12 protein-coding genes are annotated in these 20,227 nt (G+C 72.7%); 5 read left to right on the top strand and 7 right to left on the bottom strand.

The features are described from left to right. Positions 1-56: 56 nt before the first annotated feature. From BJ993_RS26390 to BJ993_RS18525, 4 genes are all read left to right on the top strand, one after another. Positions 57-1,217, top strand: coding sequence for a M15 family metallopeptidase (locus BJ993_RS26390; protein WP_179650463.1), 1,161 nt, complete (start codon positions 57-59; stop codon positions 1,215-1,217). Positions 1,218-1,414: 197 nt separating this feature from the next. Further along, entirely contained in the window at positions 1,415-6,994 is a 5,580-nt protein-coding gene (locus BJ993_RS18535) for a peroxidase family protein (RefSeq protein ID WP_218864744.1), read from the top strand. A gap of 118 nt (positions 6,995-7,112) precedes the next feature. Continuing rightward, positions 7,113-7,709, top strand: a complete 597-nt coding sequence (locus tag BJ993_RS18530) for a hypothetical protein (RefSeq protein ID WP_179650461.1) — start codon at positions 7,113-7,115, stop codon at positions 7,707-7,709. An 18-nt stretch (positions 7,710-7,727) separates the two neighbouring features. Next, entirely contained in the window at positions 7,728-12,353 is a 4,626-nt protein-coding gene (locus BJ993_RS18525) for a multicopper oxidase domain-containing protein (protein ID WP_179650459.1), read from the top strand. 179 nt (positions 12,354-12,532) lie between these two features. On the opposite strand, the gene BJ993_RS18520 is transcribed toward BJ993_RS18525, so the two are convergent. Next, entirely contained in the window at positions 12,533-13,831 is a 1,299-nt protein-coding gene (locus BJ993_RS18520) for a lytic murein transglycosylase (RefSeq protein ID WP_306457129.1), read from the bottom strand. Positions 13,832-13,913: 82 nt separating this feature from the next. Here BJ993_RS18520 and BJ993_RS18515 point away from each other — a divergent pair, with 82 nt between their 5' ends. After that, a complete protein-coding gene (locus BJ993_RS18515) occupies positions 13,914-14,513 on the top strand; it encodes a hypothetical protein (RefSeq protein ID WP_179650457.1) in 600 nt (199 codons plus the stop codon). Here BJ993_RS18515 and BJ993_RS18510 read toward each other — a convergent pair. The 6 genes from BJ993_RS18510 to BJ993_RS18485 all read right to left on the bottom strand — a co-directional run bounded on the left by BJ993_RS18510 (position 14,431) and on the right by BJ993_RS18485 (position 20,182). Beyond that, positions 14,431-14,922, bottom strand: a complete 492-nt coding sequence (locus tag BJ993_RS18510) for a response regulator (RefSeq protein ID WP_179650455.1) — start codon at positions 14,920-14,922, stop codon at positions 14,431-14,433. The genes BJ993_RS18515 and BJ993_RS18510 overlap by 83 nt on opposite strands. 82 nt (positions 14,923-15,004) lie before the next feature. Continuing rightward, positions 15,005-16,354 (bottom strand): sensor histidine kinase, encoded by a 1,350-nt coding sequence (locus tag BJ993_RS18505; RefSeq protein ID WP_179650453.1) that lies wholly within the window; start codon positions 16,352-16,354, stop codon positions 15,005-15,007. Continuing rightward, a complete protein-coding gene (locus BJ993_RS18500) occupies positions 16,341-17,027 on the bottom strand; it encodes a response regulator (protein WP_179650452.1) in 687 nt (228 codons plus the stop codon). The genes BJ993_RS18505 and BJ993_RS18500 overlap by 14 nt, the downstream gene beginning before the upstream one ends. A 61-nt stretch (positions 17,028-17,088) precedes the next feature. Then, positions 17,089-17,976, bottom strand: coding sequence for an AfsR/SARP family transcriptional regulator (locus BJ993_RS18495; RefSeq protein ID WP_036541899.1), 888 nt, complete (start codon positions 17,974-17,976; stop codon positions 17,089-17,091). Between the two features lie 167 nt (positions 17,977-18,143). Continuing rightward, a complete protein-coding gene (locus BJ993_RS18490) occupies positions 18,144-18,941 on the bottom strand; it encodes a hypothetical protein (RefSeq protein ID WP_179650451.1) in 798 nt (265 codons plus the stop codon). 257 nt (positions 18,942-19,198) lie between these two features. Beyond that, positions 19,199-20,182, bottom strand: coding sequence for an NAD(P)-dependent alcohol dehydrogenase (locus BJ993_RS18485; protein WP_179650450.1), 984 nt, complete (start codon positions 20,180-20,182; stop codon positions 19,199-19,201). Positions 20,183-20,227 lie beyond the last annotated feature (45 nt).

The following is a 20,227-nucleotide window of genomic DNA, read 5'->3' as shown; positions in this document are numbered from 1 at the left end:
CGGAGTAGCATCGCTGGACCAGGTGTCCGGGGGGTCCATTGGCCGGAAAGCGACGCGTGCTCTCGGTCGCTCTCGCCTGCATCGTGCTCTGCTCGGGCTGCGCCGGCTCGCCGGCGCCGACGGCCGGCCCGACGTCCCCGGCGACGGCCTCCGCCGCCCCGAGCGACCAGGACGTCGCGATGGCCCGGCCCGGGCCCTTCGAGTCGACCGGCGACTCCCCCGACATCCTCGTCCAGAGCCCGCGCCCCATCGACGCCGACCTGGTCGCCCGCGCCGCTGCGACCCAGGGCGTGGCCCGGCTCGAGCAGTTCTCGCTCGCCACCTTCTACCGGGAGGGCGAGGCGATCACGTACGCCGCCGTCGACCCGGCGACCTTCCGTCAGTTCACCCCCGGCCCGACCGCCGTCCTCGACGCGCTGTGGGACCGGGTCGCCGACGGGGAGATCGGCTTGCGGCCCGACCTCCGCACCGCGCTCGCGGGCCCGGGCGACTTCGTGACCCTCGGCAACGACGACAACGCCCAGCGCGCGCACGTCGCGGCGTACGCACCCCTGGTCCCCCACTCGGCGATCGGGGCGCTGCTCAACGAGCGGTGGGCCGACCGGCTGCACCTGCCGAAGGGCAATGCCCTCGTCGTGTCGACCCGGTTCGCCGCGCCCGGGCCCGTGGTCCGCCGGCTGCGGCGGGTGCTCGGCACGAGGGCGTCGGTCAGCCTGCTCGCCCCGAACGTCGTACCGGACCAGGCGCTGAGCGCCGTGCTCACGGGCGGCTCGGTCGCCGCCGCGGTCGGGTCGTTCAGCTACACCCCCAACCCGGACGGCACGGTCGACCCCGAGGCCCGGTGGGTGCGCACCCACATCCGCACCGAGCGGGTGCCGGTCCTCGGCGCGGTCACCTGCAACCGCGCGATGCTGCCCGCGCTGCGCCGGGCGCTGACCCGGGTCGTGGAGGCCGGCCTCGCCGCGGAGGTCCACGCCGACGAGTACGGCGGCTGCTACGTCCCGCGCTTCATCGGCCACGACCCCTCGCGCGGGCTGTCGTTCCACACCTTCGGCACCGCGATCGACCTCAACGTCCCCGGCAACCGGCGCGGCACCGCCGGCACGATCGACCGGCGGGTGGTGGCGATCCTCGTCCGGTGCGGCTTCGCCTGGGGCGGGACGTGGCGCTACACCGATCCCATGCACTTCGAGCTGGCCGCGATCAGGTCCTGCTGAGCGTCCCGGGAGCCCGCAAGGTTTTCCCAAGGACGCCTGTCGATGGTGGATCAGTCCATCACCGATACGAGGCAGGTACGACCATGCACGCAACGCGCCCTGCACACGCGACACACCCCTCGGCGTCGAGCGCCGGCTCGGGTCGGAGGTCCGTACGACGCCGCCACGCGGCCAGACGGGCCAGGACCCGGCTCCGCGTGCTCCTCCGCATCCGCCGGCGCGAGGTCGCGGGCGCGACCGCCTTCGCGGTGTCGCTGGCGCTCGGAACCCAGATGGTCGCCCCGGCCGTCGAGGCCGACCCCGGCCCCGTGGGCAGCGGCTTCACGGTGACGACGGGCGACCTCGCGTTCATCCTCAAGCAGATCAAGATCGCCGAGCGGCACTCCCTGACCCGCACCCCGGCGCACCCCTGCAGCACGCTGCTCAACCAGCCCGGTGACGGCATCCCCGACTCCGAGCAGGTGCCGGACATCCTGACCACCTACGGCCTGCGCACGGTGGACGGCAGCTGCAACAACCTCAAGACGGGCGACGAGTACTTCGCCGCCGCCGACCAGCCGTTCCCGCGGTTGACCAATCCCCGGTTCCGCGACGCGGAGAACGTCCCGACCGGCTTCGGCCCGCCGGGACCGTCGTCGTACGCCCAGAAGAAGGGCAACGTCTTCGACTCCCAGCCGCGCGTGATCAGCAACCTGATCGTCGACCAGACCTCGACGAACCCGGCCGCGATCGCCGCCGCCGGCTACCCGGTGCGCAGCCAGGGCAACCCCGGGCTGTTCCCCTGCACCACGGACCCCGAACCGACGGCGGACCCGCCGGTCGAGGGCGTCCCTGCCGGCTGCGTGCCGAGCCACCACACGCTGTTCATCCCGAACGTGACGACCGACGTGGGCCTCTCGCCGCCGTACAACAGCCTGTTCACGTTCTTCGGGCAGTTCTTCGACCACGGTGTCGACCAGACCGTGAAGAGCGGCGGCAACGTGTTCGTCCCGCTCAAGGCGGACGACCCGCTGCGCGTCCTCGGCCCGGACGGCAAGGCCGGCACGGGTGACGAGGTGCCCGCCTCACAGGCCTTCATGGTGATCACCCGCGCCCAGAACCAGCCCGGTCCCGACGGCGTCCTCGGCGACGACCCGAGCACGCCCGCGGACGAGAGCGCGGACGACATCCAGAACGCCAACAACACCGACACGCCCTGGGTGGACCAGAGCCAGACCTACACCTCGCACGCCTCGCACCAGGTCTTCCTGCGCGCGTACGCCGCGAGCAGCCGGTCCGGCCCCTACGGCGCGGACAACCCGGCCTCGGTCGCGACGGGCAAGTTCCTCGAGGGACTCCCAGCCGGCGAGACCTACGCCGGATCGCCCGACGGCGCCGGCGGGATCGGCACGTGGGCAGCGGTGAAGAAGCAGGCGGCGGAGAAGCTCGGCCTGCGACTCGTCGACATGGACGCGCTCAACGTCCCGATGCTGGCGACCGACCCCTACGGCAAGTTCATCCCCGGTCCGGCACGGGGTCTGCCGCAGTACGTGACCAAGACCGGTCTCGTCGAGGGCGACCTCGACTCGCCGGTGGCGGTCCCCGCGAACGTACTGCACTTCGACACGCCCTTCCTGACCGACATCGCGCACAACGCGGACCCGAGCCCGCAGGACACCGACCACAACCCGGGCACTCCCCCGGTTCCGCCGGTGCCGGACGCGAACGACACCCCGTCCGCCGACTTCGCGAGCCAACCGGCCGGGACGTACGACGACGAGATGCTCGACGCGCACTTCGCCTGTGGTGACGGACGGTGCAACGAGAACATCGCATTGTCGACCATCCACCAGGTGTTCCACTCCGAGCACAACAGGCTGGTGGACGAGATCGACCAGATCCTGACGAACGACACGACCCCCAGCGGGGTGGCGGCTCTGGCCAACTGGAAGGCGATCGGCGTCAGCGGCTACGACTACGGCGAGCGGCTCTTCCAGGCAGCCCGCTTCATCACCGAGATGCAGTACCAGCACCTCGTCTTCGAGGAGTTCGCGCGCAAGGTGCAGCCCGCGATCCGGCCCTTCCACCTCTACAGCCCGGAGGTCAACCCGGCGGTCGAGGCGGAGTTCGCCCACGCGGTCTACCGGTTCGGCCACTCGATGCTCGACGACGACGTCGCCCGGACCAACGGGGACGGCTCCGACAACTCGCTGCCACTGTTGACCGCCTTCCTCAACCCACCCGCCTACTTCGACGGCGGATCGGCGGGAACGCTCAACGCCAAGCAGGCGGCGGGCAGCATCGTCATGGGCTCCTCCGACCAGGTGGGCAACGAGCTCGACGAGTTCGTCACCGAGACCCTGCGCAACAACCTGCTGGGCCTCCCGCTCGACCTGCCGTCGATCAACATGACGCGTGCCCGCGAAGCGGGCATCCCGCCGCTCAACGACGTGCGTCGGCAGATCTTCGCCGAGACGAACGACGGCCAGATGACGCCGTACACGAGCTGGAGCGACTTCGGGCAGCACCTGAAGCACCCCGAGTCGCTGATCAACTTCGTCGCGGCCTACGGCAAGCACCCGAGCATCACCGGCGCGACGACCCTGGTCGCCAAGCGGGACGCTGCCCGGGCGATCGTCAACCCGCAGGGCAGCGACGTCCCGCCGGCCGACGCGTCGGACTTCATGTTCAGCACCGGCGACTGGTCGAGCAACGCCAACGGCGTGACCACCACCGGCCTGGACGACGTCGACCTCTGGGTGGGCGGCCTGGCCGAGATCACCAACCTCTTCGGCGGACTGCTGGGCAGCACGTTCAACTACGTGTTCCAGACCCAGCTGGAGAAGCTGCAGGACGGTGACCGGTTCTACTACCTGGCCCGCACGCCCGGCCTGAACCTGCGCACCCAGCTCGAGGGCAACTCGTTCTCCGAGCTGATCCAGCGCAACACCGACAACACCAACACCCTCAAGGCGGACGCCTTCGCGACCGCCGACTGCAAGTTCCAGCTCGCCCACCTCGCGGGGACTCCCGCCGGGTTCACGCAGTTCGGCTCGACGGTCGCGGACGACCCGTCGACACCCGACTGCGACGAGTCGCTGCTGCTGCTCCGCAAGCCGGACGGCACCATCCAGTACCGGCAGTTCAACTCGGTCGATCCGTCGGGCATCAACGGCCAGGCCGTCTACCAGGGAACGGACGGGGTCGACCGCGTCTTCGGCGGCAACGACAACGACACCTTCTGGGGCGGCAAGGGCCGTGACGTCATCGAGGGCAACGGCGGCGACGACGTGGCGCTCGGCGGCGAGGGCGACGACATCGTCACCGACCTCTCCGGTGCCGACACGCTGAAGGGTGGTCCCGGCAACGATGCGCTCGACGCAGGCATCGGGGACGACATCATGATGGGCGGCGACGGCAAGGACTTCATGAACGGTGGAGCCAACGACAACGAGGAGTTCGCCGGACCCGGCGACGACTTCGTGATCATCGGCCAGGGCGCCGACGCCGTGTTCGGCGACGGAGGCGACGACTGGCTGGAGGGCGGCACCGGCCAGGACCTCCTCCAGGGTGACCACGGGGCGCCGTTCTTCGACGACCCGGGCGAGACCGCTCCCGGCAACGAGATCATGATCGGCCAGCCCGGCGAGAACGACTACGACGCCGAGGGCGGCGACGACCTGATGTCGGCGAACGCGGCCATCGACCGCAACGCCGGCGCGGGTGGCTTCGACTGGGCCTTCCACCAGTACGACACGGTGGGAGCCGACGAGGACATGTCGATCAACAACAACCTGGTCGGCGTCCCGATCCAGGTGGTCGTCAACCGCGACCGGTGGCAGGAGGTCGAGGGCAACTCGGGATCGGCGTTCAACGACGTGCTCAAGGGCACCGACGATGTCCCGCTGGCCCAGGGCGGCGCGGGCTTCAGCGGCTGCGACGCGCTCGACCAGGCCGGTGTGGACCGGATCGTCGGGCTGGACGCCCTGGTGCCCCCGAGCATCAGGACGACGCCGGCGGCGTCCCTCAACGCCGACGCGGCAGCCGGCACCTGCCCGCTCAGCGGCAACGTCTGGGGTGACGGCGAGATCCTCATCGGTGGCGGCGGGAGCGACACGATCACCGGTCGTGGCGCCGACGACATCATCGACGGCGACCGCTCGCTCAACGTCCGGATCGACGTCCACGCCAACGTGGACGGCACCGGACCGGTCATCGGCAGCACCGACCTGATGGAGCACCCGTACCTCACGGGCAGCAACCACACGCTCCAGCAGGACGTGTTCGCCGGAGTCGTGGACCCGGGCCAGCTCGTGGCGGTCCGCTTCCTGATCCCGGCTCCTGCCGGGGACCACGACGCGGCCAGCTCGGGCGCCAACCCGGCCCCGGCCGTCGACACGGCGGTGTACCGCGGCCCGAGGTCGAGCTACACCATCACCTCGGAGGGCGACCACGTGATCGTGGAGCAGACCGGAGCGCGGGGTGCCGCGCAGAAGGTCCTCGACGGGAAGGACACGCTGCGCAACATCGAGCGCCTGCAGTTCACCAATGACGACGGCACCACGGAGATCGTGGTCCTGGCGGCACCCGACGCACCCACGATCGGGACCGCCACGGCCGGGCCTTCCTCCGCCGACGTCACCTGGACCGCTGCAGCCTCGGGCCAGCCGACCAGCTCGTTCGAGATCCAGGTGCTCAGCGGCGGCGTCCAGCAGGGAGCCCTGCGGACCGCGCCGTCGACCGACAGCAGCATCCACGTCACCGGCCTGACCAATGGCACCACCTACACCTTCCGGGTGCGGGCGGTGGGCGCCTTCGGCACCAGCCCCTTCTCGGCGGAGTCCAACGGGGTCACCCCCGCGAACACCGCTCCGGGGGCTCCGACGATCGGTACGGCGACCGCGGGGGTCGGCTCGGCCAGCGTCACCTGGTCCGGCCCGGCCGACGACGGAGGCTCGCCGGTCACCGGGTTCCGCGTGCAGGCGATCGACGCCGGCAACAACGTGGTCGGGACCACCACCGTGAACAACCCGAGCGCCACCAGCGCGACGGTCACGGGCCTGATCCCGGGCACCTCGGTTCGGCTGCGGGTGGCGGCCATCAACGCGGTCGGCACGGGCGCCAACAGCGCTCCGTCCAACGCGGTGACGGTCCTGGCCGACACGACGGCACCGACCGTCACGGCACGCACCCCGGGAGCGGGCGCCACGAACGTCCCGATCGGGACGACCGTGACGGCCACGTTCAGTGAGCCGGTCCAGGGTGTCAACGGCACCACGGTCCGACTGCGGAACACCGTGACCGGCGTCAACGTCCCGGCAACGGTGAACCTGGCGGGCAACACCGTGACCCTGACACCGAATGCCGCGCTGGCCAACAACACCCGGTACACGGTCACCCTGACCGGCGGTGCCACGGCGATCCGGGACCTGGCGGGCAACCCGCTGGCGACCACGTCGTGGAACTTCCGGACCGTCCCCGACCTGATCGCCCCGACCGTCTCCACGAGGTCGCCGGCGGCGGGAGCGACCGGGGTCGCCCTGGGCGCCAACACCGTGGTGACCTTCAGCGAGCCGGTGCTCAACGTGACACCCGTGACGTTCACCCTCACCAACACCGCGACCAACACCCGCGTGGCAGCGGTCGTGACGGTGAGCGCGGACGGCCGGACCGCCACGCTGAACCCGGTGCTGAACCTCCTGCCCGGCAGGACCTACCGGGTCAACCTGACCAACGCCATCCGTGACCTCGCGGGCAACCGCCTGGCCCCGGTGGCCTGGACCTTCAGGACGCAGTAGGAGGAACCGACCACCCCTTGGAGCGGATGCCCGTGGCCGACGGCCACGGGCATCCGTGCGCTCCCTGACGGGGCCGTCCTCCAAGATCCGTGCAAGGGCGGCGGAGAACGATCGGAGCATGCACACGACCGTGCGGCGACCCGCACCCGTCGGCGAGACGACCAGGTGGACCCTGCTGCTCGTGGTGCTGCTCTGCGCGGCCACCGTGTACGGCGGCCAGCGGGCCCTGTCGCTCCTGGACCCTGCCCACCACGCCGCGTCCCCGCACGGCCACGAGGCGCCACCCACGCTGAAGCTGGGCGACGCCCGGGTCGAGGTGGTCGCCGCGGAGGAGGTGGTCGGCGTCGCCGGCACCGACCTCATGGGCGGCATGGGCCACGACATCTCGGGCTGGGTCACCGCGGACCAGATGATGGTCCAGGTGTGGCTGCGGGTCTCGGCGGGCGACCGTGCCGCCGCCTACGACCCGTCGCAGCTGCGGGCGTTCGCCGCCGGCTCGACGAAGCCGATCGTGCCGGCGAGCGGCTCGCTCGGCACCGGCACGCTCACCCCCCACGCGATGGTCGAGGGCTCGGTGAGCTTCGTCGTACCGCGCACCGACGCCCGGCTGTCCCTCGGCACCGCCACCTCGGACCACTCGGTCGCCATCCCCGCCGTCCCGGGCTCCTCGGGACGCACCGCGCCCACTCCGGGCGACGACGAGCACCACCACTGACGCACCAGGAGGCCAGCCATGTCCCGTCAGTCAGCTCCCCGCACCACCGTCACCCGCACCGGTGCCACGATCGCCGCCGACCTGCTGGCCGGCCTGCTCTGCTGCGTGACCGGCTCGGCCTGGCTCGCGCTCCTCGAGCCGGCGAGACATGTCGAGCACGGCGCCGGCCCGGGCGGGTTCCTGCTCCAGCTCGGCGCGATGGTCGGCTTCGCGCTGGTGCCGACCGTGACCGCGGTCGTGGTGCTGCTCGCGGCGACGCGGGCCCGTGGCGGCCGCACCGAGCTCCTCCTGACCGCGCCGGCCGCGGCTCTGGCCGTCGCGGCCGGCGCCCAGCTGCACGCGTCCTCGGCCGGCGGCGACGTCGGTCCGGCGACGCTCCTGGCGGACGCCGCAACGGGGTTGGTGGTGCTGCTGCCGCTCCTCGCCCTCGTCCAGCAGGTACGACGGGCAGCCGGGGCGCTCTCGCCCCGGCGGGTCCGGGCCGGACTGGCCCTGGCCACCGGTGCCGTCACCCTGCTGACGACCTGCGCCCTCACCAGCGTGGCACCGGCAGCGAGCGCCGCCCCGGACTGCCTCGCCGGCGGGCCCACGGACACCTCCTTCGACGTCACCGCCATCGACGTCGACATCCCGGTCAACCGGTTCGGCGACCACGACCCCGACGGCGTGATGTACGCCCTGACGGACGCGATCCCCGCGATCCGGCAGCAGGAGCAGAGCCAGCAGGTCTCCATCGGGCTGCGCGACGACCCGATCCAGCCGCTGGTGATCCGGGCCAACGAGGGCGACTGCGTGGCGATCACCTTCACCAACCACGCCTCGCGCGGAGCGGTCGGCATGCACATCGACGGGCTGAAGTTCGCGGTGAGCTCCTCGGGCGACCAGGTCGGCGGCAACCCGTCGTCCGCGGCGGACCCCGGTGACACGGTGACCTACCGGTTCGCCGTGCCGGACGACCGTCGCGCAGAGGGCGGCCACCACATCCACCCCGGCCCGGGCATGCGCGCGGCGGTCGACCACGGCCTGTTCGGGTCGCTGGTGGTCGAGCCGCCCGGCTCGACGTACTGGAACACCAGCGTCGCGGGGCAACGCCTGGCCTCGGGGTGGGAGGCGATCATCAAGCCCGGCGGGGTGGACGTCCCGTGCCAGATGGACAGTCCCCAGCCGACCTGCGCCTTCCGCGAGGCGGCGATCCTGCACCACGAGATCGGCAACGACAACGAGCAGCTGACGGCGAAGGACGGCACCCCCGTGCCCCTCGTCGACAGGACGACCGGCTCCTACCGGCCGGGCAGCTTCGCGTTCAACTACCGCAGCGAGTCCTTCCGCAACCGGCTGCTGGCCTTCCCCCGGGAGAAGAGCCACGCCTACAGCTCCTACACCTTCGGCGAGCCGTCGACGCCGATGATGCGCGGCTACCTGGCCGACCCGACCAAGATCCGGCTGATGCACGCCGGGGCGGAGAAGTTCCACATCTTCCACCTGCACGGCGGCGGTGACCGCTGGCGCTTCAACCCGGTCTCCGACCCGTCGTACTACTACGCGGACACGGGCCTGCGGAAGGATCCCGCCACCGCCCTGTCGCCGTCGCAGCGGCTCGACTCGCAGTCGGTCGGCCCCGGCGAGTCCTACAACCTCGAGCTCGAGGGCGGCGCCGGCGGCGTGCAGCAGTCCGCCGGCGACTTCCTCTACCACTGCCACATCGCCAAGCACTACGTCTCGGGCATGTGGGCGCTGTGGCGGGTCTTCGACACCCTGCAGCCCGACCTCGTTCCCCTCGGCGACCGCCCGGCGCCGCCGACGGCCGTCGACTCCTCCGGCCTGATCGGACGCACGTTCGGCGGCACGAAGATCACCAGGAACAACCTCGACGCGTGGATCCGGCCGCAGCTGCCCCCGTCGGGCATCCCGGCGGACAACCAGGACGCGACCGTCATGGACTGGAAGGTCGCCGGTACCTCGGCCGCCCCGGTCTACCTCGGGGCACCGGCCGACCCGACCGACTTCGTCGAGTCGCCGAAGGTCGTCCCTGGCCAGCCCAACCTGCTCCTCGTCGACCAGGGCCACGTGGTCGGCGGGCGGCCGACGATCCTGTTCAACCCGCTGAACGGCCGGCCGGCGTACCCCCTGCTGCGCACGCACATCGGGGGCAGACCACCGTTCACGGGCAACGGGCACACGGGTGCGCCGTACCTCGGCGGCAACGCCGACGCCGCCCCCGCCGGCGCTCTGGGGACCGATCCGTGGGCCCGCAGGAAGGACGGCCTGTGCCCGGCCGGGCGGACCACCCGCACCTACAACGTGGTCGCCGTGGCCAAGCCGATCCGGCGCACGCCGACGGAGGTCGACCCGGACGGCAAGGTGTTCGTCCTGGCCAAGGACAAGAAGGCGCTGCTGGCCTCACCTGACGGCGGTGAGCCCCTGGCGATCCGCGCGAACCAGGGCGACTGCGTCGCGCTCACCCTCAACAGCGAGGTGCCCGACGCCGCGACCTTCGACGGCTTCTCCAAGGTCTCGATGCACATCCACCACGTGCAGTTCGACATCCAGGGCTCCGACGGCGTCAGCGCCGGCTTCGCCTACGAGCACAGCGTGCGGCCCTACACGCAGGTCGAGCCGACGCTGGCCCGCAACGTCCTCAAGGGCGCGACCAGCATCCCGCTCACCTCGGTCGCAGGGCTGTCCGGCGTCGACGCCAACGGCAAGGCGGCGACGAAGTGGATCGCGATCGGTCAGGGCACGGAGGGCATCGAGATCAGGCAGGTCCGCTCGGTCAACACGAGCACGCGGACCGTCAGCCTGACCACCGGCCTGGCCTCCGCGCACGCCGCCGGCGAGTACGCCGGCACGGAGTTCCTGCAGAGCAGGTGGTACCCCGACGCCCTGGTCGACAACGTCTTCTGGCACGACCACGTCGACGGCATCCACGGCTGGGGCCACGGCCTCGTCGGCCAGATCATCGTCGAGCCGAAGGGCTCGACCTGGACCGACCCGGTCACCGGGAAGCCCGTCGACTCCGGCACGCTCGTCGACATCCACACGACGAACCCGCTGGCCCCCGGCCTGGTCGACGGCAGCTTCCGCGAGCTCGCGCTGTGGACCATCAACGACAACGACCAGAGCGCCTTCTCGACGCTGAACCTTCGCGCCAACCCGCTGGCCGACCGGCCCGACAAGGCCCACCAGTTCAGCTCCTGGACGTACGGCGACCCGCTCACCCCGTTGCCGAGGCTGTACCCCGACGACCCACTCGTCGTCCGCACGATCAGCGTCTCCCCCACCCTGGACACGCTCCACTTCCTGGGCGCACGGACGCTGCTCGAGCCACGGCAGAGCGCCGACGGGCAGCCGAACGGGACCCTCATCGATGCGATCCACGGCGGGATCAGCGAGCGGTTCACGCTGGTCCTCAACGGGAAGCCGGACGCGATGCGGCTGCGGGCCGGCGACTACCTCTACGCCAACGGCATGGAGGCCCGCACCCAGCAGGGTGCCTGGGGCATCGTCCGGGTCCTGCCCGGGCTGGTCCCGGGGCTCCAGCCGCTGCCCGGCGTGACGAGCCCGACGGCGTCGTACACGGAGCCGACGAGCACGGGCGGCGCGCCACCCGACGCGCCACCGGGCAACCCGTGTCCCGCGGGCGCACCGGCCCGGTCCTTCGACCTGACCGCCGTCGACCGGTCCAACGTCTACAACGGGTCGCGGACGGCGTACGTCCCGACCGTCGACGTCAACGCGATCATCCAGCGCACCAAGCAGCCCGAGCCGCTGGTCATGCACGTCGTCGCGGGCGAGTGCGTCACGGTCACGCTGCGCAACCGGCTGCTGACGCCGGTCGGCTTCGGCATGGGCAAGCTCGACCGCGAGGCCGGGTCGGGCGGCGTGGACGTCGGGTTCGCGCCCGAGCAGGACGTCGCCCCCGGTGGCACCCGCACCTACCGCTACTACGTGCCCACCGACCGGATCGGGAGCGCCGCGATCGGCGACCTCGCCAACGCGACCAGCCTCAAGAACGGCCTGTACGGCGCCGTGGTGGTCGCACCCGCGTCCACGGTCGCCGGCCAGCCGACGATCTTCCGCGACCCGGTGACGGGCGCGCTGAAGGACCTGGGCAGCCAGGTGCTGGTCCGGGCTCCGGGCCAGGCGCACCCGAACTACCGCGACTTCACGGTGACCCTGGCCGACGACGACATCGCGATCGGGCGCGACCAGATGCCGTACCCGACGGACGCCGATGCCGGACGGACGCTCCTGGGCTACCGGGCCGCGCCCGCGGGCGACGGACCCGGTGCCTTCGCCGGCGCCGGCGACGTCCCGACGCTGACCGCCTATGCGGGCGAGCCGACGACGGTGCACGTCCTCCTGGCGCCCGGCAGCGAGAACAGCCACGTCTTCACCCTGGGCGGCCTGTACTGGCCGCAGGACCGGACCATCCGGTACTCCAACTGGATGTCCGCCCAGGGGCTCGGTGCGTGGGAGACCTTCGACCTCGACGTGGTCGGGGGCGCAGGTGGTGGCGAACCCGGCGACTACGTGTACGGCGACGCCCGGCGACCGTTCACCGCAGTTGGTGCCTGGGGTGTGCAGCACGTCCTACCTGCGGACAGCTGCTCGGTCCGGCGGGTCGACGCCACCACCTGTTGACGAGGGGGCGGCCCGTCGTCTGAGGACGGGCCGCCCACGCCGGTGGTGGCTACCTCTCTCCCCCCCCCCCCCCCCCACCACCGGCACCTCGACCGGGCAGGACGGCAGGACGTGAGGCATGACAGGCCGCGGGCACAGACAGGCCCGGGGGGCGGACGGACCGGTTGGGGGCCGGTCCGTCAGCTCGCGTCCGGAGCCGAGCCGGGCACCGGGTCGTCGGCCGGCTCGCCGGCTGGTCCGTCGGCCGGTTCCTCGGTGACCTCCTCCGCCGGCTCCTCGGCTGGCTCCTCGACGGGCTCCCCCGCCGGGAGGCAGGACGAGGGCTCCGGGGTGGCCTCACCGCCGGGCTCGTCCACGGGCCCTTCAGCGGGCTCCTCGGCGGGCTCCTCGGCGGGCTGTCCCGCAGGCACCGCACCGGGCTCGGCCGTCGGGGGCTCGGCGGCCGGGACCGGGCATGCGCCGGGTGCGTCGACCGGGTTCTCGGTGGTCGGCTCGACGTCCCACGGGACGTCGCCGGGCGCGTCCGCCGGGTGTGCCGGGGCGGCGGCGGGCGACGAGGCGTCGGCCAGCACGTGCACGACGGCATGGGCGGCGTGCCGCACTGCCGGGTTCCGCGTCGCGGGGTGCCGGGTCCGTGCAGGGGTCGCGGCGGGCAGGGGGAACCCGACCGGCACCGGAGGCAGCGGGGTGACGACGAGGGTCGAGCCGAGCTGGGCGTCGATGTTCGCCTGCCAGCTCAGGACCAGGTGCACGTAGGACCGGGCGTTGCCGTACTCCAGGAGCGCGGCCGCCAGCTGGCCTCGGTCGGCGAGGTCGCGCTCGTGCCTGCACAGGTACGCCGCGGCGGTGGCCGCGGCGTCCTCGATGTCCTGGGGGTCGAGCCGGCCGTCCCCGTCACCGTCACGCCCGTGGCGGGCCCACGTGCCGGGCAGGAACTGCATCGGTCCGACCGCGCGGTCCCACCGCGAGTTCCCGTCGAGGTCTCCGTGGTCGGTGTCCGCGACGGCGGCATAGCCGTGCCCGTCCAGCACGGGGCCGAGGACGGCGGGCACCACGCGATGCGCCGCGTCCAGGGTGCGACCGGACAGCGAGCCCGACTCGACCTGGCCGATCGCTGCGAGGAGCGAGAGCGGCAGGTGGCAGTCGGTGGGCGCACCCTCGACCGCGCCGGCGTACGCGCGCCACAGCAGGACCATGGTGCGGTCGCCGCGGGCAGGGCTCCCGTCGACGACGAACGGCGCGTCGTACCCGGGTCCTCCGGAGACCGCGCGGACCGTGGAGGCCGGCACCGCGGTCGCCGGGGCGCGGTCGGGCACCGACCGCGGCGCGCCGGCCGGGGCCGCGCACACGACGCAGACCGCGCTGGCCGCGGTTCCGGCGAAGGCCGGCCAGAACAGGCCCGCCACCACCCGCTGCGGGCCGAGGCGCCGCGGGGCGAACGAGGTCCGGGAACGGCGGTGTCGATGCATCCGGCTCATGTGCCCAGCGTCGCGGCGCGACCTTGTGGAGACCTTGGGACCGCCCCAGCAATTCACAAGGTCCGCGCGCCATCGTGGGGACATGGCCAGAGTGCTGTCCCCTGTCCGCGCGGCCGGCCGTGCGTCGTACGTCGCCGATGTCCAGCTCGTCGCACGCGCGGTCGTCGCGAGCAGCCTGACCGGGAGCGCGATCATCCACGGGACCGTCGCGGGCGAGCACTTCGGCGAATGGGTGCCGGCGGGCTTCTTCTTCCTCGGCATCCAGCTCGCCGAGCTGGTGCTGGCCCTGCTCGCCGTCTACGCGTGGAGCAGCCGAGCGGCGGTCCTGGTGGTCGCGACCGGCCTGCTCACCGTCGCCGTGTGGTTGCTGTCGCGCACCCTCGGCACACCCATCGGGCCCGACGACTTCCGGGTGCCCGAGCCGGTCGGGGTCCCCGACACGGCGTGTGGACTGCTCGAGCTGATGTCCGTCGCCGCGGCGGCCGTCGCCCTCCGCCTCACGGGGGGCGAGCGGGTCCAGCCACGCCGGTGGTCGGAGGTCGGCCCCAGCCGGCGCGGCCTGGCGGTCGCGACGACCGCGGTGTGGGCGGCCGTCGTCCTCACGGCCTGGGGAGCTGCTCCCGCGGTGCTCGGCGCCGAAGGCCATGCCCACGGCGGGTCGACCGCCGGGTCCGGTCCCTGAGCTCGCCCGCCAGTGCGCCGGCCGCCTCCGGGCTCAACCACACCTCACCGCGGTGCACGGCCCGGACCGCCTCGACCAGCTGGCCGACGTCCGCGTCCTTGAACACGTAGCCGGTCGCACCGGCCGCGAACGCCGCCCGGATCAGCTCCGGGTCGGTGTGGCCGGTGAGGATCAGCGCCCGGACCGCATGGTCGGCGGCCACGATCTCGGCCGCGGCCGCGAGGCCGCCCGCCCCGGGCATCGTGAGGTCGAGCAGCACGACGTCCGGAGACTGCTCCTGGGCCTGGGCGACCGCGTCCTCCCCGGTCGCTGCGACGCCGCAGACGGAGATGTCCGGTTGCTCGCTCAGCACCGCCGTGATGCCGAGCCGGACGAGGTCGTGGTCGTCCGCGAGCACTACCCGGATCATGTCGTCCTCCCGCCCGAGCCTCCCGTTGGCCGCTCTGCGTCCAGTCTCGGTGGCGCAGCCTGCGTATTCCTTGGAGCCGCGGTCAGCGCTGCTCCTGCACGGGAAACGAACCGCGCAGCAGGGTCCCGCCGTCGACGGCCGGCCCGATCGTGAGCTCGCCGCCGTGGTCCGCGACCGCGTCGATCAGCAGGCGCAGCCCCAGGTGCCCGGACCGGGGGTCCGTGACCGTGACCGCGGCCGGCGCCGGGCCGTCGTCGCGCACCGCGACCTCGACCGTCGTGCCCGACGCCCACACGTCGACGCTGGCCCGGGTCGCGGCCGCGTGCTTGACGACGTTGAGCAGGCCCTCGCGCACGATCCGGTAGGCGAGCCGGTTGCTCGTCTCGTCCAGCGGCCGGTCGGTGTGGACCGCCACCGTCACCTCGAGGCCCGACCGCTCGGCCGTGGCGGCGAGCTCCTCGATCGCGGTCGCCAGCTCGCCCCTGCCCAGGGAGGGCGGGTAGATGTCGACGAGGAGGGTACGGAGCGCGACCAGGTCGCGTCGGACCAGGTCGGTGGCGTGGTCGATGATCTCGCGCGCGTCCGCCAGGCCCGGCTCGTGCTCGAGCCGCGATGCGGCGGAGGGCAGGGCGTAGCCGACGCCGGCGAGGTCCTGGATCACGCCGTCGTGGAGCAGCTGGGCGATCCGGGCGCGTTCGAGGTCCACCGCGACCAGGGCGTGCTTGAGGACGCGGTTGCGCTCACGCACGTGCTGGCTGGTGTTGCGCGCGAGGTTGAACGCGAGGGGCAGCAGCAGGAGCAGCAGCAGGCCCATCGACCCCAGCGACAGCGGTGCCAGGGTCCAGAACACCCGGCGCTCGTCGCTGTGGATCCGGTCGGCCGACCAGTAGGTCTCGAAGATCATCGGCCTCCCGTCGGCGTCCCGCGTGCCGACGTACACCTCGAGGAGCTGTCCGGTGTCCGGGTCGAGCTCGTTCTCCAGCTCGTTCTCCGGCTCGTCGAGGCTGGAGAGCTCCGCGTGCGCGAACGAGGTCCCGGCCTGCCGGCGGACCGACTCCTCGAGCTCGTAGGTGTGGCCGATCAAGCCGGTCTCGTCGGACCACAGCACCGTGCCGTCGGTGGCCCACAGCTTCATGTGCACGATCGCTCCGGCGGTGAGCCGGTTCTGCATCACCCGGTCGAAGTCGGCGATCGCCTCCGGGTCGCCGTCACGGACCCCCATGGTGACCAGCGGCGCCGCGACACCGTTGGTGAACGCCTCCCCGCGCGCCTGGGCGTCACGGATGGCGATCCGCTCGGACATGGTCTGCGCCACCAGCAGGGTGGCGACGCTGACAGCGGTGGCCGACAGCAGCGCACAGAGCACGAACTCGACGAGCGCTCGCCGCCCGAGACCACCGACGGGTGCCTGTCTCCGCTCACGGCGCGACATCACCGACGCCGACGAGGCCCGTTCGCAGGGCGAACACGACCGCTTCGAGCTGGGAGTGCGCACCCAGCTTGGTCAACAGGGTCTTCACGTAGCCACGGCAGGTGTTGACGGAGATGCCCAGCTCGCGGGCGATGACCGAGGCATCCAGGCCGGCCGCCAGGAACTGCAGGACGGCGTGCTCGCGCTCCGTCAGCGGCGGGTGCAGCGGCTGGGCGTCGCGCGACTGTGCGACGAGGCTGCGCAGCAGCTGCGGCTGGACGACGAAGGTGCCCGCACGCGCCCGGCGTACGGCGCTGAGGATCTCCTCCAGGTCACCGTCCTTCGGGTGCAGGGCGCAGGCGCCCGCCTCCGCCGCCCGGCGCATCAGGGCGGTGTCGATGAAGCCGCTGAGCACGGCCACGCGCAGGCCGGGGTTGGTGGCGACCAGCTCGGCCGTCGCGGCGACCCCGTCGCCGTCCTGGAGGCGGGCGTCCATCAGCACGAGGTCGGGCCGGAGCGCCGTCACCATGCTGAGCGCGGTCGCGACGTCGTTGGCGATCCCGACGCACTCCATGTCGGGCTGGTCGCCCAGCGTGATCGCCAGCAGCTGGGCGAACATCCGGTGGTCGTCGACGACCACGATCCGCATCTTCTCGACCGGTCCCGCCGGCCGGACCTCCGTCTGGACCGTCACGACCGCACCGCCTTCGCGTCCCGGTCCTGCCCGTCGCCCGGCAGGCTCCCGTCGCGCGCGCTCACGGCTGGGTCGCGATCACTCGAACCGCGGCCGCGGACAACGCCGAGTCGAGCGCGGGCAGGACCGCGCCCGGGGTCGCGGCGAGCGACTGGCGCAGCAGGACCAGCAGGGTCTGCAGCTCGCGACCGGCGAGCCGCCGCCGATCACCCTGGTCCGACGAGTCCTGGAGCACCGCGAGATAGAGGTCGCGACTCTCCGGTCCCGGCTCGTCGCCGAGCTCCTCGAGCATCAGGGCGCGCAGGTCGGCGTACGCGCGCAACGCCTCGCCGTGCCGGCCCGCCAGCCAGTACGACCGGACCAGCTGCTGCCACGCGACCTCGCAGAGCCGGTCGAGGCGCACCGCCTCGCGCGCCAGGACGCTCGCGCAGTCGAAGCGCCGGGTCGCGTTGGCCAGTCCCGCCGTGCGCACGTACGCCGTCACCGCTTCGCGCGCGAACACCTCCCGCATCCGTTCCGCCCAGCCCGCGTAGGGCTCGCTCTCGAGCAGGTCGCCCGTCGTGAGCCGGACCGCAGCGAGCGCCCGGTCCACCGCGATGTCGGCCGGCCCCATCGACGCCTCGATGTGCTCGCGGACCTCGGTGAGGTCCACCCGCAGCGAGGGCCCCGCGAGCTGGTAGCCGCCCGCCGCCGTGGCCAGCACGGAGCCTCGCCCGCTGCGGACCCCGAGGCAGTGGCGCAGGTTGCAGATGTAGCTCTCGAGGGTGCCGAGGTGGGACGCCGGCGGATCGCCGTTCCAGACGAGGTCGGAGAGTCTCTCCTTGGCCACCGGGGCTCCGGCGGCGCTGGCCAGGATCTCGAGGATCTGCCGCGGCCGGCCCCGCAGGGCCCCCGTCGGCTCACCATCGACCTCGACGGATGTCGGACCGAACAGCCTGACGCGGATCATCCCGGTGCCCCCCTTGGCTTCCGCCCGAGATGACGCTGGTGCTGTCCCGATTGTTACTCCGGGCCACGGCCGAAGTGAACCCTCGAATGCGGTATCGCGCGCCCCCCAAAATTGAGTAGTCCACGAGGAGCGGACACCGGGGTGGACGGGACCGACAATGCCGCGCGTCAGTACGGCTGGCCCAGCGCGGCGGAGCCCGCACGGCGTGCCTCTGCCATCGAGACCCGTGTGACCGACAGGAGTTCCTCGCGACCACCGGCCTCCTTGTCCACCGTCAGGACGAGCCCCACCCCGGAGGCGTAGTACTTGTGCTCGAGGACGTCGGGCTCGAGCGGCGTGGTGTCGGCGGTCTGGAGGAGGTCGTCGTACTTCCCCGCCGGGACCTGCACCGCCTGCCCGACCGCGATCACCTCGCCGTGGTCCTCGGCCTCGCCCTCGTAGTACTCCTGCCGGTAGTCCATGCCGACCGCAGGCGCCGCCGGCATGATGATGCCGGCCTCCGCGCCGTCGACGCCGGCCTCGAAGGAGCCCTCGCGGCTGCTGACCTCGCCGTCCTCGAACTCCGCGGTGTCCTCACCGAGGTACCAGACGGTGCCGTCCTCGTCCTGCGCGTACCAGTCGAGGGTGTCCTCGACGACCTCACCCGCGAGGCTCACCGTGTCGCGGACGACCCGTGCCGTGACGCCGTTGGCGATCCGGCGGGTGATCGTCGTCGCGGTGACGACCACCTGCTGCTGCTCGCCCTCCTCGGTCGTCTCGCGGTAGGTCCACCGGGTGCCCGGTGCCAACGGGTACCAGCGATTGGTCACGTCGGCGGTGAAGGTCGACGGGTCGAGCGTGCTGGCCTCGTCCGAGCGCGGCAGGTCGGGCGGTGGCGTCGCGCCCGGCCGGGACGGCTCGTCCGACCCGCAGCCGACGAGCAGCGCGAGGAGGCTCCCGACGCAGATCGCCGCGATGGTGCGCACCTCGATCACCCCGATCCGGTCGCGCGCCGGCTGCAGGGCGCCGGCGCAGGGCGCCCGACCAACGCTACGCCCGCACAACGCGCACAGCCACCCTGACCGGGGCTTACCCGGCGGGTGGCTGTGCGGTGCTGCTCACTGGTCCGCCAGCCGCCTCTCGGCGGACGGCCGCTCGTGGCGGCGAAAGGTGAGGCCCGGGGGCTTGGGTCGAACCAGCTGACGGGCACAACGGGTGCACCCGGGCCGGTATTCCCGTCCGCTCAGACCGTGACGACGACCTTGCCGCGCGCGTGCTCGACCTCCAGGTGCCGGATCGCCGCGGCGGCGTCGGCGAGGGGGAAGGTCCGCTCGATGACGGGACGCAGCTCGCCCGCCGCCGCCATCACCGCGAGCTCGCCCAGCCGCGCGGCGTCCGGCTTAGCGAGCGGGATCTGCACGCGCAGCCCGAGCAGCCGGCCGAAGAGGCCGCCCTTCGCCATCAGCCCGACCGGGCCGAGGATGCGGCCCTCACCGGGATTGCCGCCGCCGGAGAGCACGAGGGTGCCGCCCTTCGCCACGACCCGGCGCAGGTCGCGCAACCGCCGGTTGCCGACGAGATCGACCACCACGTCGTACGACGCCCCGGTGCGGGTGAAGTCCTGCTCGGTGTAGTCGACGACCGCACTCGCGCCGAGCGAGGTCACCAGCTCGACGTTGCGGGTGCTGCAGACGCCGGTGACGGTGGCGCCCGACGCCACCGCGAGCTGGACGGCGAACGTGCCCACCCCGCCCGAGGCCCCGACCACGAGCACCCGCTGGCCGGCCCGGACGGCGCCGGCCGTCAGGCACAGGTCGGCGGTGACCGCGGCGAGCGGGAGCGCCGCGGCCTCCTCGACGCTCAGGCCCGCCGGTCTGCGCGCCAGGCTCGCGGCGGGAACGGCGGCGTACTCGGCCAGGGTCGCCTCGTCCTCCCCCAGCACCTCGTCACCGACCTTCCAGCCCACCACGCCGGGGCCGACGGCCTCGATCGTGCCTGCGAGGTCACGCCCGCGGATCGGTTGGCGCGGTCCCCGGCGCCCGAAGATCGTGCGGTCCATCAGCCGCGCGACCCGCGGCTCCCCGCGCATGATGTGCCAGTCGGCCGCGTTGACCGATGCCGCGGCGATCCGCACGAGCACTTCGTCCTCACCGGGCACCGGGTCCGCCACGTCCTCGAGCCGGAGCACGTCGGACGTGCCGTAGATGTCCTGCACCAGCGCCTTCATGGCGGCCCCTCGAGCTTCGGCCGGCGGTTCCGGCGCTTGCCGTCG

It is taken from the genome of Nocardioides aromaticivorans, assembly GCF_013408525.1.
GTDB classification, from domain to species: domain Bacteria; phylum Actinomycetota; class Actinomycetes; order Propionibacteriales; family Nocardioidaceae; genus Nocardioides; species Nocardioides aromaticivorans.
The sequence above is the reverse complement of the archived record's forward strand: the minus strand, read 5'-3'. Positions and strand labels throughout refer to the sequence as shown.